Origin of the sequence: Massilia sp. (assembly GCF_032106685.1) — a bacterium.
Lineage (GTDB): Bacteria > Pseudomonadota > Gammaproteobacteria > Burkholderiales > Burkholderiaceae_D > Telluria.
The window spans coordinates 51549-76818 of record NZ_DAMCPG010000011.1 but is presented as its reverse complement, the minus strand read 5'-3'; the positions used below and the strand labels follow the sequence as shown (position 1 = coordinate 76818).

The window sequence follows — 25270 nt, the reverse complement described above, 5'->3', positions numbered from 1 at the left end:
GCGGAGCCGTCCACCCTACGTTCCTTCGGCTTACGTATCGATACCCGTAGGGTGGACGGGTCTCCCGTCCACGCGTTCAACCTACGTTCGCGATCCCGACAGAAAGCAGAACCCCAATAAAAAGCGGCGCCTCGGCGCCGCTTTGTTTTTATTCAGCCGCGCGATAACGCTCCAGCCAGTGCGCATACGGCGCCGGCAGCGTCCACGACGGTTTATCGAGACCCAGCGCCTTGGCCGCCGCATACGGGTAATGCGGATTGCCCAGGTGTGCCCGGCCGATCATGACCAGGTCCATCTGGCCGTCCGCCACCACGCGGTTGGCGACCGCCGGCGAGTCGATGTTCCACGACGAGGCCACCGGCAGGCCGGCTTCGCGTTTCACGCGTTCGGCGATCGGCGCAAGGAAGCCCGAGGCCCAGGGAATGTTCGCGTCCGGGGTCGAGAAGCCGACGCTCACGTTCAACAGGTCCAGGCCGCCGGCGCGGAACTGGCGCGCCAGTTCGATCGACTCCGCCAGCGTCTCTTCGTCGCGGCCGTCGAACTCGATCACGCCGAAGCGCGCCGTCAGCGGAAAGCGCTCGGGCCAGACTTCACGGACCGCCGCCAGGGTCTCGAGCAGGAAGCGGCTGCGGCCGGCGAGGTCGCCGCCGTATTCGTCGGTACGCTGGTTGGCGTGGACCGAGAAGAAGCTCTGGCCGAGGTAGCCGTGCGCGAAGTGCAGCTCCAGCCATTCGAAGCCGGCCTCCAGGGCGCGGCGGGCGGCGGCGACGAAGTCGGCCTTGACGCGCTCGATGTCGGCGATGGTCATCGCTTTCGGCACCTGCGGCAGGTTGGCGCCGAAGGCGGCGGCGGACGGCGAGATGGTGTCCCAGCCGCGCGGGTCGCCGGCCGGGATGTGGTCGTCGCCTTCCCAGGGGCGCTGGGCGCTGGCCTTGCGGCCGGCGTGGCCGATCTGGATGCCGGCGACGGCGCCGCCGGCCTTGATCCCGGCGGCGATGCGCGCCAGGCCCGGCACGTGCGCGTCGGACCACAGGCCCAGGCAGCCCGGGGTGATGCGGCCTTCCGGCGAGACGCCGGTCGCTTCGACAATCACCAGGCCGGCGCCGCCGCGGGCGATGCTTTCGTAGTGGGTGGTGTGCCAGTCGCTGGTATGGCCGTCGGTGGCGCTGTACTGGCACATCGGCGGCACCGCGATGCGGTTGCGCAGGGTGACGTCCTTGAGGGAGAAGGGGCTAAACAGTGCTGACATTCGTGTGTTTCTTTTTGCAAGGGTAAAACGGGCCCGGTGCGGCCGGAGGGGGCTGCACAGGGCAAGTAATCGGGATTGATCGGTGAAGGGGGCGGATCATACTCCCGCCGGACAATTCCTGCTGAGACCGTACTCGTTTTGAATGGTGTGTAAGCGGTCACTTTCGTGCTGGCCAAGGATTTTGTAGGGTGGGCTCTTGAGCCCACGCGGTACCCCTCCTGAACAATCGCACATTTAAGCTCAGCCAAAACATGTGATCGGCTATTTCGGGCAAGCTCGCCCGATGCGGTGTGCATGGGCATGGCCGCGTGGGTACAAGTACCCACCCTACAAAAACGTTACCATTTCCTACTTGCATTTTTTGCACCCACCCCCAGATGCGGCGGAATGGCCGCTGGCAGTTCGCCGGTGCTAGAATACAGCGCTGTTTTTTTTATCTCATAATCGGAGTCCTTGTGTTCATTTCCAACGCTTACGCGCAAACCACCGCCGCCGCCGATCCTGGCCTGATGGGCAACCTGACGACCTTCGCGCCGCTGCTGATCATGTTCGTGGTCATGTATTTCCTGATGATCCGCCCCCAGCAGAAGCGCCAGAAAGAATTGAAAGCCATGATGGATGCGCTCGCGAAGGGCGATGAAGTGGTCACCGCCGGCGGCATCCTGGGCCGCGTCGTGCAGGTCAAGGACGCCTACGTCACCCTGGAAGTGGCTGCCGGCACCGAAATGGTCGTGCAGAAGAACGCAGTCACCACGCTGCTGCCGAAGGGCACCCTGAAGTCCCTGTAAGCCGGCGCCGCGGCCCGCCCAGGGCCGCGCGCCGCTCAACATAGAACGCTGGAACACTATGAATCGCTATCCGCTCTGGAAATATATACTGATCGCTGTCGCGCTCCTGCTTGGCGCGCTGTACACGGCGCCCAACTACTTCGGCGAATCGCCGGCGCTGCAAGTGACGACCGGCAAAACCACGGTCAAGATCAACAGCGACACCACGGCCCAGGTCGCGGAAGTGCTGAAACGCGAGGGTGTTCCGGCCAACCAGGTCACGCTCGACGGCTCGGGTAACTCGACCGCCGTGCGTGCCCGCTTCGATACCACCGATGCCCAGTTCAAGGCCAAGCTCGCGCTCGAGCGCCAGCTGAACCGCGACCAGGCCGACCCCGACTACATCGTCACCGTCAACCTGGTGAAGAATACCCCCGCCTGGATGCAGGCCATGCGCGCGCTGCCGATGAACCTCGGCCTCGACCTGCGCGGCGGCGTCCACTTCCTGCTGCAAGTCGACTCGAAAGCCGTGCTCGAAACGCGCCTGAAGGGCACCCTGGCCAGCGTGCGCAGCGTCCTGCGCGACGCCAACGTGCGCCACGCCGGCATCGAGCGCAGCGGCAACGCGATCGAGATCAGCTTCCGCGACGAACAGACCCGCGCCGCCGCCCGCACCGTGCTGGCCAAGCAGATGGCCGACCTGGCCCTGGCCGATGCTGCCGACGGCACCGACCTGAAGCTGGTCGCCACCATGAAGGCCGACGCGCTCAAGCGCATCGTCGAGGAAGGCGTCAACCAGAACATCTCGACCCTGTCCAAGCGTATCAACGAACTCGGCGTGACCGAGCCGGTCATCCAGCGCCAGGGCGCCGACCGCATCATCGTCCAGCTGCCGGGCGTGCAGGACGTCGCCCGTGCGAAAGACCTGATCGGCCGCACCGCCACCCTGGAACTGCGCCTGGTCGATCCGACCGTGACCCCGGGCACCGAACTGTCGGCCGCGATTCCGCTGAACTCGGAACTGTTCACCGAAGGCCGCGGCGCCCCGGTCGTGGTGTCGAAGGACATCATCCTGACCGGCGACTACATCACCAACGCCGTCGCCAGCTTCGACCAGAACCAGCAGCCGGCCGTCTCGGTCGACCTGAACGGCGACGGCGGCCGCAAGATCCGCCTCGTCACCCGTGAAAACGTCGGCAAGCGTATGGCCATCCTGCTGAAGGAGAAGGGCAAGTACACCGTGCCGTCGGCCCCGACCATCCAGAGCGAACTGGGCTCGACCTTCCAGATCACCGGCATCGGCAACGCCCAGGAAGCGAACGAACTGGCGCTGCTGCTGCGCTCGGGCGCGCTGTCGGCGCCGATGGAATTCATCGAGGAGCGCGTGGTCGGCCCGCAGCTCGGCGCCGAGAACATCAGCCGCGGCCTGCACTCGACCCTGTGGGGCTTCGTGGCCATCGCCGTCTTCATGATCGTCTACTACCACATGTTCGGCATCTTCAGCGCCATCGCGCTGGCCGCCAACGTGCTGTTCCTGCTGGCGCTGCTGTCGATGCTGCAGGCAACGCTGACCCTGCCGGGTATCGCGGCAATCGCGCTCGCGCTCGGCATGGCGATCGACGCCAACGTCCTGATCAACGAGCGCATCCGCGAGGAGCTGCGCGCCGGCGCCACGCCGCAGCAGGCGATCACGAACGGCTTCAGCCACGCCTGGGACACGATTTTCGACTCCAACGTGACCACCCTGATCGTCGGCCTGGCGCTCCTGATCTTCGGTACCGGCGCGGTGCGCGGCTTCGCGGTCGTGCACAGCCTGGGCATTCTGACCTCGATGTTCTCGGCGGTGTTCGTCTCGCGCGGCTTCGTCAACCTGTGGTACGGTCGCCGCGGCAAGAAACTGAGCAAGCTGTCGGTCGGCACCGTCTGGACGCCGGGCCTGCCCGCTGAAAAGAATTAAGGACTAGGAATCATGGAATTTTTCAAAATCAAGCGGGACATCCCGTTCATGCGCCACGCGTTGATCTTCAACGTGATCTCGGCGCTGACCTTCCTCGCCGCAGTGTTCTTCCTGGTGACCAAGGGCCTGCACTTCTCGGTCGAATTCACCGGCGGCACCGTGATGGAACTGCGTTACCCGCACGCGGCCGACCAGGAAAAGATCCGCGGCACGCTGCGCGCGATCGGCCATGAAGCGCCGGAAGTGGCCAGCTTCGGCACCGCCCAGGACATCATGCTGCGCCTGCCGCCGGTGAAGACCGCCGCCGGCGCGACCGTCTCGGGCGAAGCCTTCAAGGCGATCTGCGCCTCGGAAGGCGGCACCCCGAAACAGATCAACGTCACCGAGAAGGGCCAGCAGATCGAGCGCACCAGCTGCGCGAATGCGGCCGGCGCCGAAGTGGTGAGCCTGCAGCGCGTCGACTTCGTCGGCCCGCAGGTCGGCGACGAACTGGCGCAGAGCGGCCTGAACGCGCTGATCATGGTCGTGGTCGGCGTGGTGATCTACCTGGCCGTGCGCTTCGAATGGAAATTCGCGGTCGCCGCGATCCTGGCGAACCTGCACGACGTCGTCATCATCCTGGGCTTCTTCGCCTTCTTCCAGTGGGAGTTCTCGCTGACGGTGCTGGCCGCGATCCTGGCGGTGTTGGGCTATTCGGTCAATGAATCGGTCGTCATCTTCGACCGGATCCGCGAAACCTTCCGCAAACAGCGCAAGATGAGCGTGACCGAGGTCATCGACCACGCGATCACCAGCACCATCTCGCGTACCATCATCACCCACGCCTCGACCCAGATGATGGTGCTGTCGATGCTGTTCTTCGGCGGCCCGTCGCTGCACTACTTCGCGATGGCCCTGACGATCGGTATCTGCTTCGGCATTTATTCGTCGGTGTTCGTGGCCGCCGCGCTGGCGATGTGGTTCGGCGTCAAGCGCGAAGACCTGGTCAAGCCGGTCAAGGCAAAGGACGAGACCGACGGCGCCGTGGTCTGACGCCGTGGCTTGATTATTCTGCCTGCATAAAGATGCCGCCCGGCCTGGCCGTGGCGGCATTTTTTATGCATGGACCATTTGCTCATCTCGATTTTCACAAAGAATTGTTCGAAATGTGACATTTCCCAGCCTTGTGTGAGTTATCGCACAGAAGGTCGGGGTAGCCGAACCTTATAGTGGAACCGTCTCTTTCAGGACATCCCTAGTTTTGGACTTCACCCGCTCCCCTTCGGAGCGGGTTTTTTTTGCCGCGATTGCGTGCCATCGACATTTAATACAAATGTCACACGAAAGTGAATTGGCGCACAGAGTGCGCGGGGGGCGGGAACTATAGTGGAACTGTCTCTTTCAGGACATCCCTAGTTTTGGACTTTGCCCACTCTCCGGAGTGGGCATTTTTTTTTGCGGGTTGGGATTCGGATGCAGGCGTTGGTGGGGCTGTTGCCTGTGGCGGTATCGGTATTCTTAATCCGCGTGGGCACGAGTGCCCACCCTACAGGACACGCTGCGTATCCGGGTTTCGTATGAACTCGCCGTTGGCGATGACCGTAGGGTGGGCTCTCGAGCCCACGCGGATCAAGAAAGCCGCTAGCAGGGCAGGCAACAGCCCCACAAGCGTCAATCGGATTTCAGAGAAAAAATGAAAAGGCTTACATCAACGCCGACGTCAAACTCTGCACTTCCTGCGCCGACTCCTCCATGATCCGGGCCAGCGTCCCGTCGCCCACCGCGAAATCGATGGTCGCCGCCGCCTGCGCGGTGGTCGCGCCCGGCCGCTCGAGCAAGGGAGAAGGTTCCGGCGACAGGTCGTTCGCCAGCAGCAGGGTGTCGCCCAGGGTTTCCGGCGGCAGCGCGCGCATGCCGTTCCACATGGCCTCGATCGCGCCCATCACCGGCGCCGGCACGCCCAGCTTGAGCAGGACGCCGCGGCCGATCGCCACTTCGCCATGTTCCAGCCAGTCGTCGGCGCCGCCCTCGAGCAGGCCCGGGTATTCATGGGCGCGCGAGAGCAGGTAGAAGCCGCCGACTTCGTGCACGATGCCGGCGAACATCGCCGTTTCCGGATCGACGAAGGAGACGCGGCGCGCGATCACCTGGGCCAACGCGGCCACGTGGGCCGAGTGGCGCCACAGCTGGTCGGCGCGGGCGCGCAGTGCCGGGTCGGTGATCTCGCTGCTGAGCTGGCGCACGATGACGGAAGCGGCCAGCGCGCCCAGGGTGCGGAAACCCACGCGCTGCACGGCGGCGCGCACGTTGGTCACGTCGTTGCCGGCGCGGTTGTAGGTGACGGAATTTGCGATCGCGACGGTGCGCGCGGCCAGCAGCGGCTCGGCCTGGACCAGGCGGGCCGCCGCGTCGGCATGGCACTCGGGATCGTTCAGCGCACGCTGCAGCCTGAGCGTGGCGTCGACATTGGTGGGAAAACTGAGCTCGCCCCGGATGGCCTGGGCGGCGATGCTCTTGAGGGCGTCAAGTCTGTCCATCGAAAAATTATACCCCCAACGGCTGGACACGCCGGGAGTATTTGCCTTAGAGCATGGTTTTACAACGCCGCCGCTCAGGGTTCGCTGAAGATGGCGTCACAGTCTTCCTTCGCTTCCTCGGTGTCTTCCAGTTCGTCGACCAGGCCGAGGTCGAACAATTCTTCGACGGCGTTCATGAAGCTGTTCAGCTTGGTGGCGCCGATCAAGCGGTAGATCTCGCCGTCTTCGTTGCGCACGCCGATCAGCATCGCTTCCTCGCGCACTTCTTCTTCCGAAGCCACGTCGAGCAACAGGTTGCCGATGATGTGCTTGTCGAAGTGGGCCGGCTTTTTGCCTGCGATCAGGGAAGTTTTCAAGATGATTCCTTTTGTTGTGTTAGTAAAGGGGACCCGAGTATCCGTTCGCGCAGCTTCTTCAACGCGCTATCGACCTCATCGAACTCGGCGTCGCTAAATCCAGCAAACAATTGTTTGCCGTGATCAACAACTTTCGGGAAGACGTCGCGGAACACGGCATCGCCGCTGTCCGTCAGGCGCACGAAATACGAGCGCTTGTCGTCCAGGCTGCGTTCGCGCAGTACCAGGCCTTTCAGCTCGAGCCGCTCGATCACGCCGGTCAGCGTACCCTTGGTGATGAGGGTGCGCTCGCCGAGCTCCTTGTAGTTCATCCCGCTGGTATTGCCGAGCGTGGCGATGATGTCGAACTGCGCATGCGTCAAGCCGTACTGCCGCACCGATTCGCCCGAATACCGCTCGAAGCCCTGCAGGCATTCGGCCAGCAAGCGGACGCTCTTTAAATATCGTTCCCCCATGAACAGGGATTATAGCCGCCAGCGGGCGTTCGACAGCGCCGCGACGCTATGCATGGCGGGGAAAATGGTGCCGTGTTCGCCAGTGCGCGACCGGGAAACGGGCAGCCCGTGGCGCCGGCCTTTTCGGGACGGCTGGCGCCGCCTTATCGCCTTTTACGGCCGGGCGGCGTACCATACGCGTTTTGCCCATCAGCCACACATGCCCCGCCACCTCCACGGCATCCTCGCCCTGCTGCTCGTCACCCTCGTGTGGGGCACGACCTTTCCGGCAATGAAGGACCTGACCGGGCATTTCTCGGCCGTGTGGATCATCCTGGTGCGCTTCGCCCTGGCTGCGCTGCTGCTGTCGCCCTTCCTGTGGCGCGGCAAGCTGGCCGACATGCGCGCCGGCGCCATCCTCGGCGTATTGTTGTTCTTCTGCTTCGTGTTCCAGGTCGAGGGCCTGGCGCTGACCAGCTCGAACCGCAACGCCTTCATCTGCGGCCTGAACGTGCTGGTCGTGCCGCTGCTCGGCGTGCTGGCGGGACGCCTGCCGGAGCGCCGCATCGTGCTGGCCCTCGTCATGTCGATCGCCGGCCTGGCCGCCCTGTGCTGGGACGGCGGCGCCTGGGGCACGGGCGACTCCCTTGCCCTGATGAGCGCGCTGTGCTTCGGCGTCTACATCAAGGTGATGGAAGTGCAGACCCGGCGCGCGACGCGCCTGCTCACCGTCACCGCCGCCCAGATCGGCACCGTCGCCCTGTGCGCCCTGGTGTGGCTGCTGGGGCGCGAGTTGCCGGGCGAGGCCGTGGCGCGCTCGGCCTACCTCGCCGGCGTGATTGACAATCTCGGCCACGCCGGCTGGAACTTCGCCTACCTCGGCGTGGTGGCGACCGCGGCCATCATCTCGCTGCAGACCTGGGGCCAGTCGCGCACCTCGGCCAACGAAGCGGCGGTGGTCTACGCCTTCGAGCCGGCGGCGGCCGCCTTCTTCGGCTACTTCTGGCTGGGCGAAGCCTTGACCGCCCGCGGCTGGCTGGGCGGTTTGCTGTTGATCTCCGGTATGATAGTCAGCCAATGGAATTCCGAAAGCCGGCCCTCCGCCGCGCTTGCACCCGAGTGAACACCTTCCCGATCCGCCCCTATGTCGCAAGCTGAACTGCCCGTCCTGGCGCAGGAGCGGCCGCTGCGCATCCTGCTCGTCAACGCCGGCGAACCGGACACGATGAGCTGGTCGGGCCTGGCCCAGCCGCTGCGCCTGGCCGCGAAGATCCTCGGCCCCGAGCGCCTGCACGTGGACGTGCGCAGCCCCGACAAGTTCGCCGGCGACAGCCAGCGCCACTGGCACCTGGTGCTGCTCGCCGCCGACGAAGCCCAGGCCGGCCTGAAGCCCGCCAACTTCCGCGCCGTGGTCGAGCGCTGCCGCGCCGCGCCCTTCTGGGGCGGCGTCGGCGCCGGCGTGCTGTGGCTGGCGGAAGCCGGCGCCCTGAACGGCGTGCGCACCGCGCTGCCCTGGTCCCTGTACGCCGACGCCGACAGCCGCGCCGACCAGGCCGTCTTCACCCCCCATCTCTACGAGATCGACGGCCCCCGCCTGACCTGCTGCGGCGGCGCCGCCTCGGTCGACTTCGCGCTGACCCTGATCGAGACCATTTTCGGCTCGACCGTGCAGGCGCAGGTGAAGGAAATCCTCTGCGTCGACCGCGTGCGCGGCCGGGAAGAGCGCCAGCGCGTGGCGCTGCAGGCGCGTTTCGGCACGCTGCAGCCGAAATTGACCGAGGCGGTGACCTTGATGGAAGCGAATATCGAGGAGCCGCTGTCGACCGACGAGATTGCGCAACTGGCCGGGGTGTCGCGGCGGCAGTTGGAGCGGCTCTTCAAGCAGTACCTGGGCAGTTTGCCGTCGCGCTACTACCTCGAACTGCGTTTGAAACGGGCGCGGCAACTGCTGCTGGATACGAATTACTCGATCGTGCAGGTCGGGCTGATGTGCGGGTTTTCGTCGGGGTCGCATTTTTCGACGGCATTCGGTGCCTTGTTCGGGAATACGCCGCGGGAGGAGCGGCAGCGCAGGCTGGCGGAATAAGACTGTCAGATATATTTACAGTGCCTCCCGCGCTGACGTTGCCACTAGTTGATTATTCGAAATAAAAATCAACCAATTCAATTGCTTAAAGCAAATCTTGCAATCTTGGCATAGTTAATGCTTTTTCATCGCTGAAGCGGACGATCAGAGCCGACGCGTTTGCACAGACGGCTGGCTCGCTCCCTTCGCTGAGGTCGCGCTGTTGTCCTGAAAGCAAACAAGACCGCGACATCAATCATTCACCACTCAACAAGGATAAGAAAATGAAAGATGGCAAAGCAATTGGCATGCACAAGAAAATAATCCGTACGATGTCCGCATTCGCCCTCGCGGCCATGTGCTCGTTGTCGGCCCACGCCGGCGTGCTCACGACCAGCGGTACCCTGCCGGATGCCCCTGTCGGCGCCTACACCCTGTTCAACTTCGACGTAACGGAAGAAGGCGCGACGACGCTTTTCCTCGAAGGCAACACCGATGCATGGCTCGGCCTGTTTTCCGGCACCAACGTGCTCAGCAATGCGACCTTCATCGCCCAGGATGACGACGCAGGCGGCGGCCTGGACAGCTTCCTGTCCCTGAACCTGGGCGTCGGCAGCTACACCGCCTGGATCACGACCCACGGCAGCTATTGGAACCTCAATACCAATTCGATCTACACCGGTCACGCCCACACGCCGATGGCTTACACCTTGACCATCAACGGCAACGTGGCGACGACCGACGTGCCTGAGCCGGCTTCGCTGGCGCTGCTCGGCCTGGGCCTGGCCGGCTTTGCCGCCAGCCGCCGTCGCAAGGTGTAATTACGCACCATCGCTGGTGGACCCAATGGGTCCGCCGGCAACGGATGTCGCAAACGGGCGTTTTATACAAGCGTCAATATTGCTGCTAAAACGCATTATTCGCGCATATGCTATCGTCGGAGACGAGCCGACTTCGCCTCATCGATTAAAGTACTGATATTCAAGGGCTGCGTTGAAATTAACTAGTTTGGATCCTTCGCGAACTTCCAGATCTGCGTAACAAATTCCCTAACTTCAGCAAGCTCAGGATCCGTTTCCAGATTTCTTTCTTCTAATACTTTTTCAACGAAACTAGGACCATGTCGAGCATCAATACTGCGACAGAATCCTTCTAACTCTCCAACAGGAACGATCCATAGACCTAAATTTTTGCATTTGTCCCAGAGGAAATTAAACTGCGAGACTGTGGCGGAACCTCTTAATGCGCTGCGTCCTGCATGCTTAACATTATCCCAAGGCGATACGGTGCGAAAAATGTTCTTGATAGTTCGCTCGATATCTCTAGGGAATTTTTCGGTTCCAGAGACACTTTCTAGTTCGCTTAAAATCATCTGCTTAATTTGGCTAGCATTAATCGGTGGGCTTACAGACTCTACACTAGTTTTTATTGTTCTCCATGCAGTCTTAATGTCTTCCCAGTTACCGCCCAAATTTTCATATAGTTGGCGAAACGCGTTCTCCTCACTTAATATGTCAATGTCAGCAATTACGGAAAGTGGGACGTCAAGAGATCTTAATGTTTCAACCAGTCTACTCATCCGATGTTTTCCTGATGCATGGATGAATAAAACGTCTGGGCGCACTTCTCCACTTATGCTAGGTAAATTAAGTATTGAGCTATAGAAGAGGCAGTCGCTATCTGCCTCAGTGATGACAACATGTCGATAAAATATTCCTTTGAAAACCCCAGAGTATTGGGTGAGGGTATCATTCGATATTGCTGCTGTGCGCTCTTTGCTTAATTCTTTTACGCGATTAACATCTCCAGCGCGTTGGATTCGAACGATTCGAACTTTATCGCTACTTCCGGCAAGTAATCCATCTAGAATGTCGGTGCTATGGGTGGAAATAAATAGTTGTGAACGCGCCCGCCTATTCTTTGCTATGTATTCTCCTAGTAGCCTAGCCTGTGGAGGGTGTAGAAAAGCTTCGGGCTCATCGAGAAATTGAATTGAATGATTATCTGCTACCAAAATGTTGAGTAAAACTGTTACAAAGCTTCGCATGCCATCACCTTGCGAGTGAAGCGGAACCGCATCGCGTAAGAGTTTGTCGACATATGGCTTTGCTAGTTCATCTTCTCCTGTTTCCAGATTTGGTTTCTTTCCGACATATAGAGGAAATTGTGAGCCGCCTGCCCTAAACACAATTAAATCCTTGCCAAATGCTCGCCGAAATAAATCACTAATTGATGAGGCAAGCGTATTATCCATCATTAACAGGTGAATTGGATGTGATGGTGGGGTTTGATAAAGTGCAATGGCGCCAGCAGGGTCGGAGCCATTAATTCTACTTTCTGTGGCTACTCGCGTTGTGAAAAAAGGCGCTACAGGATGGCGATCATGAGGTTGGTCAAACCAACTTATGTTTGAGTGGTGAATGCTAAAGCCAATTCCTCCGTAGCTAAAGTTTATTGGGTCTCCTGTTTTCTGTGCGTAGCGTTCGAGATAACATTTTAGGTCGTTTTGCGTGCCGGTTTTTCTAGTTTTGGCATCAATCACTACCGTCTGTTTTCGAGGTGTCGCAATCCAATTTTGAAGATCCCGCAGTGCGGCACTTTTGCCTGCATTATTCGGGCCCACAAAAACGATAATCTCATCGTCTTCAAAACGTAGGGCTTGCCCGTCTGAAAATGTTATTTCTTCGAAGGATATTGATGGACGGACTGTTTCAGTAGGGATGTTGATGCTAATAAGATCGTTGCTCATATATCGATTGGCGATAGGTAATAAAGCAATTATTTTTAAGATCTCACGTCAACTCTAAGTAATGAATAATTCATTTGCTTGACTTGAAATTTTTCCGGAGCTCTTGTGATGTGGGAGGTTTAAATGTAGCAGGTTTCTTCTGATGCGTCGAGAGTTTGCCAGTGAAGAATCATTATTGTCTGTACCGTTATTATGGATCGCCACAACGAGTCATTTTTACGATGGGGTAAAATAATGTAAGATGCATATAACGTTTCGAAATCTGGTCCCGTATGAGAATTTTCGGTGTCTGAAGCGACTGCATCAGATGTTTTGTTGTCAATTCACTATGGTTGCTCGGGGCCTAGTATGCCGGTAGATGTGTAATCGTCTCAGGAAGAGGGCGCCGTAGAGTCTTGGCGCGGTATGGCGGATGCTGAGCTTCCCGACCAAAAATGAAAATCCCCGTCGCACTTCTGCAAGAACTTGCCACCCCGTCTTCCTATAATGACCAGGTTCGGCGCCCGTCTCCAGGCGCGCCTGTCACTTACATGGATGAGGAAAAAGTCATGAACGCAAAGCTTGATTCGGGTGTCACAACGCGGCCTGTCACTCGGCAGACCTTCGACGAAGTCCTCGTCCCGACCTACGCCCCGGCCGGCATGGTGCCGGTGCGCGCCTCGGGCCTGGACGTGTGGGACCAGGAAGGCAAGCACTACCTCGACTTCACCTCAGGCATCGCGGTCTCGAGCCTGGGTCACGCCAACCCGGTGCTGGTCGACGCGCTGACCAAGCAGCTGAACACCCTGTGGCACCTCGGTAACGGCTACACCAACGAGCCGGTCCTGCGCCTGGCGCTGGCCCTGACCGAAGCCACCTTTGCCGACCGCGCCTTCTTCTGCAACTCGGGCGCGGAAGCGAACGAAGCGGCCCTGAAACTGGCGCGCAAGTACGCGCACACCAAGTTCGGCCCGCACAAGTCGCGCATCATCTCCTGCCTGTCGTCCTTCCACGGCCGTACCCTGTTCACCGTCTCGGTGGGCGGCCAGCCGAAGTACACCGAAGGCTTCGAGCCGCTGCCGCAGGAAATCAACCACATCGCCTATAACGACATCGAAGCGGCGCGCGCCGCCATCCTCGACGACGTCGCGGCCGTGATCGTCGAGCCGATCCAGGGCGAGGGCGGCGTCATCCCGGGTAACAAGGAATACCTGCAGGCCCTGCGCGAGCTGTGCGACAAGACCGGCGCCCTCTTGATCTTCGACGAAGTGCAGTCGGGCGTGGGCCGTACCGGTTCGCTGTACGCCTACATGGACAGCGGCGTCACCCCGGACATCCTGACCAGCGCCAAGGCACTGGGCAACGGCTACCCGATCGGCGCGATGCTGACCACGAACGAGATCGCCCAGCACTTCAACGTCGGCTCGCACGGCACCACCTACGGCGGCAACCCGCTGGCCGCGACCGTCGCCCTGAACGTGATCGAGACCATCAACCAGCCGGCCTTCCTGGCGCGCGTGAAGGAAGCCAGCGCCAAGATCTTCGCAAATCTCGACAAGCTCTCCGCCGACTACCCGCAGCTGTTCGGCAAGGCGCGCGGCATGGGCCTCCTGATCGGCCTGCCGATGGCGGAAGGCTACAAGGGCCGCGCCAAGGACCTGACCAAGGTCGCCGAGAAGATGGGCCTGATGCTGCTGGTGGCCGGCATGGACGTGGTGCGCATGGCGCCCGCGCTGATCGTGTCGGACGAGCAGATCGCGGAAGCCGATCGCATCCTGCGCGCCGCGGTCGAGGAATTCCTGGCCGCCGCCTGATCCGCAAAGCGCCTTACGGAAGTGTCGTAACCCATGGCCTGCGCTCCTGCGCGGGCCATGGCGTGTTCGCAGTGACGCAGGTTTTTTGGGAGTTCACATGTATGTTGTCCGTCCGGTAGAACTGTCGGATATCGGCGCGCTGGAGAGCCTGGCCGCGGTGGCGACGCCGGGAGTGCACACGCTGCCGCGCACGCGCGAGGCGATCACCGCCTTCGTCGAGCGATCCATTGCTTCGTTCGCGGCGCAAGTCGATATTCCCAGCGAAGAGTCCTACCTGTTCGTGCTCGAGGATACGAACAGCCGCGAAGTCGTCGGCACCGCCGCGGTCCACGCCTCGGCCGGCTCGAACGGCACTTATTTCGCTTTCCGCAACGACGTCATCCAGCAGGTCTCGCGCGACCTGAACATCTCCCACAGCGTGCATGCGCTGACGCTGTGTTCCGAACTCACCGCTTGCTCGCAGCTGGCCGGCTTCAATCTGCGCGACCGCGAGCACGCCGGTATCGAAGCCGCGCTGCTGTCGCGCGCGCGGCTGCTGTTCGCGGCGCTGGCGCCGCACCGCTTCGGCGACCGCTTCTTCGTGCCGCTGGCCGGCGTCACCGACAGCGACGGCCAGTCGCCGTTCTGGAATGCGCTGGGCCGCAAGTTCTTCAAGATGGATTTCCTGGAAGCCGAACGCGTCATCGGCGGCGCGCGCAACCGGACCCTGATCGTCGAGCTGATGCCGCACTATCCTGTCTACGTGCCGCTGCTGCCGGGCGACGCCCAGGCGGCGATGGGCCAGATCCACCCGAGCGGCCAGCTGGCGTTCAAGCTGCTGACCGAAGAGGGCTTCGAGGCCGACGAATACGTCGACATCTTCGACGGCGGCCCGATCCTGGCGGCCCATAAACTGTCGCTGCGCTCCTTCTGCGGCTCGCAGCACCGCCGCGTCGAAACCGCTTCGACCGACAGCGGCGCCACCGTCACCTACGCGGTGGCGACCAGCGCCGAGCGCTTCCGCGCCGTCACCGTGGCCTGCCCACCCTGCGATACCTCCGACGCCATCTGCTTGCCGCCAGCGGCGCAGGAAGCGCTGGGCGTGGCGCCGGGCGACTCCGTCATCTGCGTCAGAATCTGAGAGAGGCACCATGCTCGTCATCCGTTCCATCGTTGCATCGGACCTCGACGCCCTGATCGACCTGGCTACCCAGGTCGGCGGCGGCATGACCACCCTGAAACCCGACCGCAAGATGCTGGGCGACCGCGTCGAATGCGCCGTCGCCTCGTTCGCCGAAACGATCCCGCCGCACGAGCGCGACTACATGTTCGCGCTCGAGGACACGACCAATGGCCGCCTGGCCGGCGTGTGCGCGATCAAGGGCGCGGTCGGCCTGACCGAGCCCTTCTATAACTACCGCATCGGCACCCTGGTGCACTCCAGCCGCGAACTGAACGTGTTCACGCGCATGGAGACCCTGTACCTGTCGAACGACCTGACCGGTTCGACCGAGCTGTGCTCGCTGTTCCTGCAGCCGGACTACCGGGCCGGCTACAACGGCAAGTGGCTCTCGAAAAGCCGCTTCCTGTTCATCGCCCAGTTCCAGCAGCTGTTCACCGAGAAGATCATCGCCGAGATGCGCGGCTACCTGCTGGAGGACGGCACCAGCCCCTTCTACGAAGGCCTGGGCCGCCACTTCTTCAAGATGGACTTCAACCACGTCGACGGCCTGACCGCGATGGGCAAGAAATCCTTCATCGCCGAGCTGATGCCGCGCCAGCCGCTGTACGTGGACTACCTGCCGCAGTCCGCGCGCGAGGTCATCGGCCAGGTGCACCGCTCCACGCTCCCCGCACGCAAGCTGCTGGAGCAGGAAGGCATGCACTACGACGGCTACGTCGACATTTTCGACGCCGGCCCGGTGCTGCAGGGCCGCGTGTCCGACCTGCGCTCGGTGCGCGACAGCGTGCTGCGCGTGGCCGCCGAAGGGCGCCCGGAAGGCGAGACCGAATGCCTGCTGGTGTCGAACACGAAGCTGCACGATTTCCGGATGGTGCTGGCCCAGACCACGATCGAGGGCGCGCAGGTCGCGTTGTCGGCGCAGGAGCTGGCGCTGCTGCATTGCCAGGCGGGCGACACGGTGCGCACGCTGTCACTCAACGTAAGGAAGAACAATGGCTAACCTGTCGAACTACATCAACGGCGAATGGCTCGCCGGCAGCGGCGCGGAACTGGTCACGATCGATCCGTCCACCGGCCGCCAGACCTGGACCAGCAACGAATCGACCGAAGAGGACGTGGCGCGCGCCGCCCAGGCCGCCCGCGACACCTTCGAGGACTGGGCCTTGCGCCCGCTCGACGAGCGCATCGCCGTCTGCACGCGCTTTCGCGACCTGCTGAAGGAACACGCCGAGGAGCTGGCGGCGACTATCGCCGAGGAAGTCGGTAAACCTTTGTGGGAAGCGCGCACGGAAGTGGCGACCATGGCCAACAAGATCGACATCTCGGTCCAGTCCTATGGCGCGCGCACCGGCGAAAGCAACGCCAAGGTTGCCGACGGCAACGCCGTGCTGCGCCACCGCCCGCACGGCGTGTTCGCCGTCTACGGCCCCTATAACTTCCCGGGCCACCTGCCGAATGGCCACATCGTGCCGGCCCTGATCGCCGGGAACACGGTCGTGTTCAAGCCGAGCGAGTACGCGCCGCGCACCGCCGTGAAGACCGTGCAGCTGTGGGAAAAGGCCGGCCTGCCGAAGGGCGTGCTGAACCTGGTGAACGGCGGCCGCAACACCGGCATCGCGCTGGGCGCGAATCCCCTGATCGACGGCGTGCTGTTCACCGGCAGCAGCCAGACCGGCGCCGCCCTGCATAAACAGTTCGGGGGCCAGCCGGGCAAGATGCTGGCGCTGGAAATGGGCGGCAACAATCCGCTCGTGGTGTGGGATCTCAGTGACAACCCTAAGGATGTCGACGCCGCCGTCCACCACGCCGTGATGTCGGCGTTTATCTCGGCCGGCCAGCGCTGCACCTGCGCGCGCCGCCTGGTGGTGCAGGATACGCCGGAAGGGCAAGCCTTCATCGATCGCCTGGTCGAGGTCGCGTCGAAATTGCAGGTTGGCCCGTCGAACGCCGACCCTCAGCCGTTCATGGGGCCGGTCGTATCCGCCGCGGTCGCCGCGCGCCTGGTGCAGGCCCAGGCCGAGATGGAACAGAAGGGCGGCAAGGTATTGCTGCAGATGCGCCAGCTCGACCCGAATGCCGGTTTCGTCACCGCCGGCATCGTCGACGTCACCAACGCCCAGGGCATCCCGGACGAAGAGTGGTTCGGCCCGCTGCTGCAGGTCGTGCGCGTAAAAGATTTCGACAGCGCGCTGAAGGTTGCCAACGCCACCGAATTCGGCCTGGCCGCGGCGCTCTTGTCGCCGTCGGAAGAACTGTGGAAGCGCTTCGCGGTGCGCGCACGCGCCGGCATCGTCAACTGGAACCGCCCGACCACGGGCGCGGCCAGCTCGGCGCCGTTCGGCGGCGTCGGCAAGTCGGGCAACCACCGTCCGAGCGCGTATTATGCGGCCGACTACTGCGCTTACCCGGTGGCCTCGATCGAGACTTCCGAACTTGAAATGCCGGCCAAGCTGTCGCCGGGACTGAGCTTTTAATTCATGCGTAACGCTCGCGAATACAACTTCGACGGCCTGGTCGGCCCGTCGCACAACTATGCCGGCCTCTCGTTCGGCAACGTGGCCTCGTTCAGCAACGTGCGCAGCGCCTCGAACCCGCGCCAGGCCGCCCTGCAGGGCCTGGCCAAGATGCGCGCGCTGGCCGCGCGCGGCTTCGCCCAGGCCGTGATGCCGCCGCAGGCGCGTCCGAACTTCCGCCTGCTGCGCAGCCTGGGCTTCTCGGGGACGGATGCCGACGTGCTGGCGCAGGCCTGGCGCGAGGCGCCGGTGATCCTGTCCTGCGCCTGGTCGGCCGCGCCGATGTGGACCGCCAACGCCGCGACCGTCAGCCCATCGGCCGACACCCGCGACGGCCGCGTGCACTTCACCGCCGCCAACCTGAACAACAAGCTGCACCGCTCGGAAGAGCACGTGCAGGCCACGCGCACGCTGCGCGCGATCTTCGCCGACCACGACCATTTCGTGGTGCACGACACGCTGCCCGCGACCCCGGCCTTTGGCGACGAAGGCGCCGCGAACCACACCCGCTTTGCCGCCGACCATGGCGCGCCGGGTGTCGAGTTCTTCGTCTACGGCCGCGTCGAGTTCGATCCGTCGGCCCCGGCCCCTAAAAAATACCCGGCGCGCCAGACCTTGGAAGCTTCGCAGGCGGTCGCGCGCCTGCACGGTCTCGATCCGGTGCGCACCGTGTTCGCGTCGCAGAATCCGGACGTGATCGATCAGGGCGTGTTCCACAACGACGTGATCGCGGTCGGCAACGGCAACGTGCTGTTCTACCACGAGCAGGCCTTTGCCGACGAAGCGGCGACCATCGAAGCGCTGCGCAGGGCAAGCGCCGGCGTCGGCTTCGAGTTCGTGCCGGTGCGGGTCGATGGCGGCCAGGTCCCGGTGACCGACGCCGTGGCCAGCTACCTGTTCAACAGCCAGCTGCTGTCCAAGCCGGACGGCAAGATGGCGCTCGTCGTGCCGCACGAGTGCCGCGAGAACGAGGCGGTGGCGCGCTACCTGTCCGGCCTGGTGGCGGGCGGCGGTCCGATCGACGAACTGATCGAGTTCGACCTGCGCCAGAGCATGCGCAACGGCGGCGGCCCGGCCTGCCTGCGCCTGCGCGTGGCGCTGACCGACGAGCAGGCGGGTGCCATGCACGGCGGCGTGATCATGACCGAGACGCTGTATGCGCAGCTGGTCGCGTGGGTCGAGAAGCATTACCGCGACCGGGTCGAGCCGAAGGATTTGATGGACCCGCAGCTGGCGATCGAGTGCCATGCGGCGCTGGAGGCGCTGGAGCGGATTCTCGGTTTGCCGGGGTTGTACGACTTCGGTTGATTTCAGGATGATCGGCCGGTGGAACGGTGGGTTCAAGAACCCACCCTACGGTTGTGATGTTGGATGATCAACCGGTGAGACCGCGTGGACACAGGTGTCCACCCTACGGTGCGCTGCTGTTGTAGGGTGGACCGGGCCGCGCAGGCTCCCGAGTCCACGCGGTACGGCGGCAGAGAAGAGGTACAGCACCGTAGGGTGGGTTCTCGAACCCACGCGCTACGGCGGTAGAGAAGAGATACAGCGGCGCGCAGCGCCGCAGGCAGCAAGCAGCAAAGGACCGACGGCGGCGCACGACGCATCGCCGTCGCAACGATAACGAGTTACACGCTTCCGGGACAAGGAAGCCGAGGACCTGGACGGGACAACCCTGTCCACCAAACGCCGGGGCGCGCGGAGCCACAAGCCGTAGCGCGCAACGGCGACAACACTAAAGCTTTGGAGAAAGCAGAATGAACGACATGACGCAAGATTTGCGCACCCAGACCCTCTCGCTGGTCACGAACCAGCCGGCCGCGGGCGCGACCGCACCGGTAACCGCGCTGATCAGCGCCTGGCTCGGGTCGCTCGACGAAGAGGACCTGGCCGGCACCACGCCGGAAGCCCTGGCCCCCGTCCTGTGGGACGGCTTCACCCAGGCCGCCAAGCGCGCCGGGCAGGGTTGCCAGATCGCGCAGATGCGCTACACCGACACCCGCGGCGGCATCGCGACCGCCCTGCTGATCCTGAACGACGACATGCCCTACCTGGTGGACTCGTTCGTCATGGCCCTGCGCAAGGAACGCGTCCTGGCCGCCGGCGTGATGAACGCCGTGCTGCCGGTCGAGCGCGACGCATCGGGCCAGGTGGTCAACGTCGGCACCGCCGGCGCGCCGCTGGAATCCTACGTGCTGGTGCTGTTGAACGACGAACTGGCCTTCGAGGAACTCGACAAGCTGACCGCGCGCATCCGCATGGTCGCCAGCGACGCCGCCGTCGTGCACCGCGATGCCGTCGCCATGGGCGACCGCATGACCGAAGTGGCCGCGGCAGCAGCCGCCGCCGGCACCCCGGCCGGCCAGGAAGTGGCCGCCTTCCTCGAATGGGCCAAGAACGAAGGCTTCGAGCCCTTCGGCTACGCCTATTACGTGGTGCAGCCGGGCCAGGACGAACTGGCGCGCGACATCCCGAGCCGCATCGGCGTGCTGAAGGACACCGCGCACCCGGTCTACGGCACCTGCCTGGCCAACATCCCGGGCGAACTGAAAACCCTGTCGGCCCGCGCCGAGACCCTGTCGATCGTGAAAGCCGACGTCGAGGGCACCCTGCACCGCGACCAGCCGCTCGACTTCATCGGCGTGCGCAACACCGATGCGCAAGGCAACATCCTCGGCGAGCACTGCTTCGTCGGCCTGTTCACCCGCGCCGCCACCTCGACCCCGCTGGCGCGCCTGCCGTTCGCGCGCGGCCGCGTCGCCAAGGTGCTGAGCCTGGCCGGCGTGCGCCAGGAAGGCTTCCGCGCCGAGAAGTTCCTGGAAATCCTCGAATCGCTGCCGCGCACCGAAGCGCTGGAAGCCGATCCGGAATGGCTGGCGCAGGTGTGCAGCTCGGTCGTGTCGCTGTACAAGCAGCCGCGCCCGAAAGTCTTCGCCCGCCGCGACGTCTACGGCCGCCACCTGAACGCGCTGGTCTACCTGCCGCGCGAGCGCTACAGCGCAGCGATGGCCGCCTCGCTGGCCCAGGCCCTGAAGGACAGCTCGGGCGCGCACGACGTGCGCGTGCAGACCCTGGTCGCCGACGGTCCGCTGGCCCGCGTCTACCTGATCGCCCACGCCGCCCGCAATCCGCTCGACCTCGAAACCGACATCCAGCAGCCGCTGCTGGCCGTACTGGACGGCTGGCACGACCGCTTCGCCGCCATGACCAACGGCGTCGAAGAGCACGCCCAGCGCAGCGCCCTGCGCAAGCTCGGCGCCAACCTGCCGGTCTCGTTCGTGACCGCGACCGCGCCGGAAGTCGCCTTCCGCGACCTGCAGGCCATGCTGAACATCGGCCAGCACGAGCGCGTCGCCGTGCGCATCGAGCCGGGCAGCGGTGACGGCAACGCCGCGCGCGACGCCTCGATCCGCCTGTACTCGGGCGAGAACGTGCCGTCGCTGTCGCGCATCCTGCCGGCCCTGCAGAACGCCGGCATCGCGGTCGACCGCGAGCAGACCTGGGCGATCACGACCGCCGACGGCGTACGCCACCACGTCACCGCGCTGGCGGTGGACGACGAGAGCGGCGACAAGCTGGTCAAGCCGGGCATCGCGCAGGTCGCCGAAGAGCTGTTCGCCGCCCTGTTCAACGACGAAGCCGAAGACGGCCGCATGAACGGCCTGACCGTCGAGGGCGGCCTGTCGATGCGCGAAGTGCAGCTGGTGCGCGGCTACATCAGCTACTGGCGCCAGCTGGGCTCGAAGTTCTCGGTGCGCTACATGGCCGAGACGCTGCGCACCCAGCCGGCCCTGGTCAAGGAATTCGTCACCGGCTTCGTCCAGCGCTTCGATCCGGCGCTGGGCGAGTCCGAGCACGCCGCCGGCAATGCCAAGCTGGCCGCGCTGAAGGCCGGCCTGTCGAGCGTGAACCACGCCGACACCGAGGAAATCATGGCGGCCCTGGTCGACCTGGCCCTGGCCACCGTGCGCACCAACTACTTCCAGAACAGCGGCGAGAAGATGATCTTCAAGGTCGACACCAGCAACCTGGCGCTGGCGCCGGAGCCGCGTCCGTACCGCGAGATCTACGTGTTCTCGCGCCGCTTCGAAGGCGTGCACCTGCGCGGCGGCCCGGTCGCCCGCGGCGGCCTGCGCTGGTCGGACCGCATGGAAGACTACCGCACCGAAGTGCTGGGCCTGGTGAAGGCGCAGATGGTCAAGAACGCCGTCATCGTGCCGGCCGGCTCGAAGGGCGGTTTCGTCTGCAAGCAGATGCCGAAGGATGCGCCGCGCGACGTCATGGCGGCCGAGGGCGAAGCCTGCTACCGCATGTTCATCTCGAGCCTGCTGGAAGTGACCGACAACCGCGTGCAGGGCGCGATCGTGCCGCCGGAGCGCACCGTGCGCCATGACCAGGACGATCCTTACCTGGTGGTCGCCGCCGACAAGGGCACCGCGACCTTCTCCGACATCGCCAACAGCATCGCCGTGCAGCGCGGCTTCTGGCTGGGCGACGCCTTTGCCTCGGGCGGCTCGAACGGCTACGACCACAAGAAGATGGGCATCACCGCGAAGGGCGCCTTCGAGGCCGTCAAGCGCCACTTCTACGAACTGGGCCACGACATGACCACCACCCCGATCACCATGGTCGGCGTGGGCGACATGTCGGGCGACGTGTTCGGCAACGGCGTGCTGCTGTCGCGCCAGCTGAAGCTGGTGGCCGCGTTCGACCACCGCCACATCTTCCTGGATCCGACCCCGGACGTCGAAGTCTCGTTCAAGGAACGCCAGCGCATGTTCGCGCTGCCGCGCTCGTCGTGGGAAGACTACGACAAGTCGCTGATCTCGCAGGGCGGCGGCGTGTTCCCGCGCAGCGCCCGCTCGATCGACCTGACCCCGCAGGTGCGTGAAGTGCTGGGCATCGAGGAAACCTCGCTGGCGCCGGAAGAACTGATGCACCGCATCCTGCTGGCCCCGGTCGACCTGTTCTACAACGGCGGCATCGGCACCTACATCAAGGCCTCGCACGAGACCCATGCCCAGGTGAAGGACCGCGCCAACGACCGCATCCGCGTCAACGGCGGCGAGATGCGCTGCAAGGTGGTGGGCGAGGGCGGCAACCTGGGCGCGACCCAGGCCGGCCGTATCGAGTTCGCGCTGAACGGCGGCCGCATCTTCACCGATGCGATCGACAACTCGGCCGGCGTGGACTGCTCGGACCACGAAGTCAACATCAAGATCTGGCTGGACACCGAAGTCAGCGCCGGCAAGCTGCCTGAAGCCGACCGCAACCGCATCCTGTTCGAGATGACCGGCGACGTCGAGAAGCTGGTCCTGCGCGACAACACCCAGCAGACCCGCCTGCTGACCCGCGAAGCCCAGGCCCAAGGCAATGCCTCGATCGTCGATGCCTACGCCGCCCTGATCGCGAACCTGGAAGCGGAAGGCGCCGTCTCGCGCGAGCTGGAGCAACTGCCGAGCGACGCCGAACTGCAGCGCCGCAAGGCACTGGGCCAGGGCCTGACCGCCCCGGAACTGGCGGTCGTCATCGCCAACGTGAAGAACCGCTTCAAGCGCACCCTGGCCGCGCTGCCGCTGGTCGACGAGCCATGGGCCGCGACCGTGCTGCGTCCTTACTTCCCGGCGCAACTGGTCGCTACCCGCGATCCGCTGGATCACCCGCTGGCCAACGCCATCCTGGCGACCGTGCTGGCCAACGAGGCCGTCAACCGCTGCGGTCCGCTGATGCTGCGCGACCTGGCCGCCGAGCACCGTGTCGACGAGACCGAAGTGGTCAAGGCCTGGGGCCGCGGCTGGTCGGCGCTGCAGCTGGCGCCGGTGTTCGATGCGCTCGACGCCGATGCGCTGAACGTGCCGCGTGAAGTGTCGATCGCGGTCGACGCCCGCACCCGTGCGCTGCTGCGCGCCGTGATGGAAGGCGTGCTGTCGCTGCCGCAGGGCGCCGACGGCATGACCGAACTGTCCTCGCTGTTCGCCGACGGCGACCAGCTGCGCCAGCTGATGCCGTCGAAGTCGGAAGCCGACGGTTACGCCGGCCTGAGCAAGAACTTCGTCGGCGCCTGGAAGGCGGTCGAGGCCATCGAGTCGCTGGCCACCTTCCTGTTCGCGGCGGTCTCGGTGCAGCGCCCGGCCGGCATGACGCTGGCCCAGTTCCTGCAGGTCGGCATGGCGCTGCGCGAGCGCGCCGGCATCGACACGCTCGAGCGCGGCCTGAAGCTGCCCGCCACCAGCAAGTCGCAGGAACAGCTGCGCAACTACGCGATGCAGGCACTGCGCCGCACCCAGCAGCGCCTGCTGCTGAAGGTGATCGAGCGTGCCGGCAGCGGCGATGCGCTGGCGGCCGTCGACACGGTGACCGCGGAAATGGGCCTGACCGGCTACACCCAGGCCCTTGAGCTCGAACAGGCCATGCTGGACGTCTGGGCGCTGTCGGAAGGCTCGAACCCCGAGCGCCTGGCTGCCTGAGATGAGCGCGCCCGCCCAACCACCCGTGGTGCCTGAAGCGGTGCGCGCGCTGGCCGAGGCCGATTTCGGCCTCGTGGCGCAGCGTTTCAGCGAGGCCGGTTTCACGGTCATGCTCCCCGCAAGGGGTGTCATGACGGTGAAGGCCGCCGGCGCTTCCCGTCCGGCGGTGCTGCTGTCGGTCGGCGTGCACGGCGACGAGACCGGGCCGATCGAAATGGTCGCGCACGTGATCGAGGCGCTGTCGCGCCAGCCGGCGGCCCTGGCGGTGGACCTGATGCTCTGCGTCGGCAACATCGACGCCATCGCCGCCGGCAAGCGTTTCATCGACGCCGACCTGAACCGCATGTTCAAGGCCGACCGCGGCGCGCTGGCCGGCACCGCGGAAAGCGCGCGTGCGGACGAGATCATCGCGGCGACCGACGCCTTCTTCGAAGGCGCCGGTCCGCTGCGCTGGCACCTCGACCTGCACACCGCGATCCGCGCCTCGCACTATCCGATGTTCGCGATCGTGCCGGAGCTGATCGCGCAGGAGCGCAAGTCGGCCCTGATCGGCTGGCTGGGGCAGGCGGCGATTGGCGCCATCATCATGAACCCGAAGTCGGCCGGCACCTACAGCTACTATTCGAGCGAGCACCACGGCGCCGCCGGCAGCACGGTGGAGCTGGGGCGCGTGGGCACGCTGGGCAAGAACAATCTCGCCCAGTTCGCCGACGCCGCGCAGGCGCTCGATGCGCTGCTGCGCGGCGCCGAGGCGCCGCCGGCCAAGGCTGCGCCGCACGTGTTCAAGGTGGCGCAGGAAGTGGTCAAGCTGTCGGACGCCTTCACGATGGGCTTCAGCAAGGAGACCCCGAACTTCGCTTCGCTCAAGCGCGGCGAGGTCATCGCCACCGACGGGGAAACGGTGTATACCGTTTTTCACGACGAGGAGATGGTGGTGTTCCCGAATCCCGACGTGCGGGTGGGCCTGCGCGCCGGGTTGATGGTGGTGCGCGTGAGTTGATGGTGTAGTTTTGTAATACGAAAGCCGCGAGAGATCGCGGCTTTTTTTATACCCGCGGCGGTGAAGCGGGCGTAGGGTGGGCTCTCGAGCCCACGCAGTCTCACCTGACGAGCACACGCGACCTCGAACGAACCATGGCCGAGCGCTAGGTGCCTTCGTGTGGCGCCCGAATGATGCATGCGCCGCACCGGTGGGTTCAAGAACCCACCCTACACCCCGCCATACTCTTGCGTCTGCACAAT

General features: G+C 64.1%; 18 protein-coding genes. 13 read left to right on the top strand and 5 right to left on the bottom strand.

All coding sequences use genetic code 11. The annotated features are described in order from the left end of the window. Positions 1 to 148: 148 nt before the first annotated feature. Positions 149 to 1249 (bottom strand): NADH:flavin oxidoreductase/NADH oxidase, encoded by a 1101-nt coding sequence (locus RT688_RS08960; protein ID WP_313704523.1) that lies wholly within the window; start codon positions 1247 to 1249, stop codon positions 149 to 151. 455 nt (positions 1250 to 1704) lie between these two features. Here RT688_RS08960 and yajC point away from each other — a divergent pair, with 455 nt between their 5' ends. From yajC to secF, 3 genes are read left to right on the top strand one after another with little or no spacing between them, the layout of a single operon-like run. Next, positions 1705 to 2037, top strand: coding sequence for a preprotein translocase subunit YajC (gene yajC, locus RT688_RS08955; protein ID WP_312550100.1), 333 nt, complete (start codon positions 1705 to 1707; stop codon positions 2035 to 2037). Between the two features lie 58 nt (positions 2038 to 2095). Further along, positions 2096 to 3973: a protein translocase subunit SecD gene (gene secD / locus RT688_RS08950; protein WP_313704521.1), complete on the top strand. Its 1878-nt coding sequence runs from the start codon at positions 2096 to 2098 to the stop codon at positions 3971 to 3973. A gap of 12 nt (positions 3974 to 3985) precedes the next feature. Then, positions 3986 to 5005 (top strand): protein translocase subunit SecF, encoded by a 1020-nt coding sequence (secF, locus tag RT688_RS08945; RefSeq protein WP_313704520.1) that lies wholly within the window; start codon positions 3986 to 3988, stop codon positions 5003 to 5005. A gap of 650 nt (positions 5006 to 5655) precedes the next feature. Here secF and RT688_RS08940 read toward each other — a convergent pair. The 3 genes from RT688_RS08940 to RT688_RS08930 form a co-directional block, all read right to left on the bottom strand. Next, positions 5656 to 6489 carry an HDOD domain-containing protein gene (locus tag RT688_RS08940; protein ID WP_313704519.1) on the bottom strand — a complete coding sequence of 278 codons (834 nt, stop codon included), beginning with the start codon at positions 6487 to 6489 and terminating at the stop codon, positions 5656 to 5658. Positions 6490 to 6563: 74 nt separating this feature from the next. Next, positions 6564 to 6845 (bottom strand): hypothetical protein, encoded by a 282-nt coding sequence (locus RT688_RS08935; protein WP_313704518.1) that lies wholly within the window; start codon positions 6843 to 6845, stop codon positions 6564 to 6566. After that, positions 6842 to 7300 (bottom strand): MarR family transcriptional regulator, encoded by a 459-nt coding sequence (locus RT688_RS08930; protein ID WP_313704517.1) that lies wholly within the window; start codon positions 7298 to 7300, stop codon positions 6842 to 6844. Before RT688_RS08930 ends, RT688_RS08935 begins: the two co-directional genes overlap by 4 nt. A gap of 199 nt (positions 7301 to 7499) precedes the next feature. Here RT688_RS08930 and RT688_RS08925 point away from each other — a divergent pair, with 199 nt between their 5' ends. From RT688_RS08925 to RT688_RS08915, 3 genes are all read left to right on the top strand, one after another. Beyond that, positions 7500 to 8402 carry a DMT family transporter gene (locus RT688_RS08925; protein WP_313704516.1) on the top strand — a complete coding sequence of 301 codons (903 nt, stop codon included), beginning with the start codon at positions 7500 to 7502 and terminating at the stop codon, positions 8400 to 8402. Between the two features lie 21 nt (positions 8403 to 8423). Beyond that, positions 8424 to 9365: a helix-turn-helix domain-containing protein gene (locus tag RT688_RS08920; protein ID WP_313704515.1), complete on the top strand. Its 942-nt coding sequence runs from the start codon at positions 8424 to 8426 to the stop codon at positions 9363 to 9365. A 311-nt stretch (positions 9366 to 9676) separates the two neighbouring features. Then, complete coding sequence (locus RT688_RS08915) at positions 9677 to 10165, top strand: DVUA0089 family protein (RefSeq protein WP_313704514.1); 489 nt, start codon at positions 9677 to 9679, stop codon at positions 10163 to 10165. Between the two features lie 182 nt (positions 10166 to 10347). Here the strand turns inward: RT688_RS08915 and RT688_RS08910 are convergent, their stop codons facing one another. Then, positions 10348 to 12093 (bottom strand): AAA family ATPase, encoded by a 1746-nt coding sequence (locus tag RT688_RS08910; protein ID WP_313704513.1) that lies wholly within the window; start codon positions 12091 to 12093, stop codon positions 10348 to 10350. 548 nt (positions 12094 to 12641) lie between these two features. Here RT688_RS08910 and astC point away from each other — a divergent pair. From astC to RT688_RS08875, 7 genes are all read left to right on the top strand, one after another. After that, the gene (astC, locus tag RT688_RS08905; protein ID WP_313704512.1) at positions 12642 to 13886 is read left to right on the top strand and encodes an acetylornithine/succinylornithine family transaminase; all 1245 of its coding nucleotides are present in this window, start codon (positions 12642 to 12644) and stop codon (positions 13884 to 13886) included. A 97-nt stretch (positions 13887 to 13983) separates the two neighbouring features. Next, positions 13984 to 15006 carry an arginine N-succinyltransferase gene (locus RT688_RS08900; protein ID WP_313704511.1) on the top strand — a complete coding sequence of 341 codons (1023 nt, stop codon included), beginning with the start codon at positions 13984 to 13986 and terminating at the stop codon, positions 15004 to 15006. Between the two features lie 10 nt (positions 15007 to 15016). Next, positions 15017 to 16048: an arginine N-succinyltransferase gene (astA, locus tag RT688_RS08895; RefSeq protein WP_313704510.1), complete on the top strand. Its 1032-nt coding sequence runs from the start codon at positions 15017 to 15019 to the stop codon at positions 16046 to 16048. After that, complete coding sequence (astD, locus tag RT688_RS08890) at positions 16041 to 17522, top strand: succinylglutamate-semialdehyde dehydrogenase (protein ID WP_313704509.1); 1482 nt, start codon at positions 16041 to 16043, stop codon at positions 17520 to 17522. The genes astA and astD overlap by 8 nt, the downstream gene beginning before the upstream one ends. Before the next feature lie 3 nt (positions 17523 to 17525). Next, positions 17526 to 18869: an N-succinylarginine dihydrolase gene (gene astB / locus RT688_RS08885; RefSeq protein ID WP_313704508.1), complete on the top strand. Its 1344-nt coding sequence runs from the start codon at positions 17526 to 17528 to the stop codon at positions 18867 to 18869. Positions 18870 to 19318: 449 nt separating this feature from the next. Then, positions 19319 to 24028 (top strand): NAD-glutamate dehydrogenase domain-containing protein, encoded by a 4710-nt coding sequence (locus RT688_RS08880; RefSeq protein ID WP_313704507.1) that lies wholly within the window; start codon positions 19319 to 19321, stop codon positions 24026 to 24028. Position 24029: 1 nt separating this feature from the next. After that, positions 24030 to 25028, top strand: a complete 999-nt coding sequence (locus tag RT688_RS08875; RefSeq protein WP_313704506.1) for a succinylglutamate desuccinylase — start codon at positions 24030 to 24032, stop codon at positions 25026 to 25028. Positions 25029 to 25270 lie beyond the last annotated feature (242 nt).

Coding starts and splice junctions, on each gene's coding strand:
- astD (WP_313704509.1), top strand. CDS start 16,041: ATGGCTAACCTGTCGAACTACATCAACGGCGAATGGCTCGCCGGCAGC.
- astC (WP_313704512.1), top strand. CDS start 12,642: ATGAACGCAAAGCTTGATTCGGGTGTCACAACGCGGCCTGTCACTCGG.
- RT688_RS08900 (WP_313704511.1), top strand. CDS start 13,984: ATGTATGTTGTCCGTCCGGTAGAACTGTCGGATATCGGCGCGCTGGAG.
- RT688_RS08930 (WP_313704517.1), bottom strand. CDS start 7,300: ATGGGGGAACGATATTTAAAGAGCGTCCGCTTGCTGGCCGAATGCCTG.
- RT688_RS08960 (WP_313704523.1), bottom strand. CDS start 1,249: ATGTCAGCACTGTTTAGCCCCTTCTCCCTCAAGGACGTCACCCTGCGC.
- RT688_RS08880 (WP_313704507.1), top strand. CDS start 19,319: ATGAACGACATGACGCAAGATTTGCGCACCCAGACCCTCTCGCTGGTC.
- secF (WP_313704520.1), top strand. CDS start 3,986: ATGGAATTTTTCAAAATCAAGCGGGACATCCCGTTCATGCGCCACGCG.
- RT688_RS08910 (WP_313704513.1), bottom strand. CDS start 12,093: ATGAGCAACGATCTTATTAGCATCAACATCCCTACTGAAACAGTCCGT.
- RT688_RS08875 (WP_313704506.1), top strand. CDS start 24,030: ATGAGCGCGCCCGCCCAACCACCCGTGGTGCCTGAAGCGGTGCGCGCG.
- astA (WP_313704510.1), top strand. CDS start 15,017: ATGCTCGTCATCCGTTCCATCGTTGCATCGGACCTCGACGCCCTGATC.
- RT688_RS08915 (WP_313704514.1), top strand. CDS start 9,677: ATGTCCGCATTCGCCCTCGCGGCCATGTGCTCGTTGTCGGCCCACGCC.
- RT688_RS08925 (WP_313704516.1), top strand. CDS start 7,500: ATGCCCCGCCACCTCCACGGCATCCTCGCCCTGCTGCTCGTCACCCTC.
- RT688_RS08920 (WP_313704515.1), top strand. CDS start 8,424: ATGTCGCAAGCTGAACTGCCCGTCCTGGCGCAGGAGCGGCCGCTGCGC.
- secD (WP_313704521.1), top strand. CDS start 2,096: ATGAATCGCTATCCGCTCTGGAAATATATACTGATCGCTGTCGCGCTC.
- astB (WP_313704508.1), top strand. CDS start 17,526: ATGCGTAACGCTCGCGAATACAACTTCGACGGCCTGGTCGGCCCGTCG.
- RT688_RS08940 (WP_313704519.1), bottom strand. CDS start 6,489: ATGGACAGACTTGACGCCCTCAAGAGCATCGCCGCCCAGGCCATCCGG.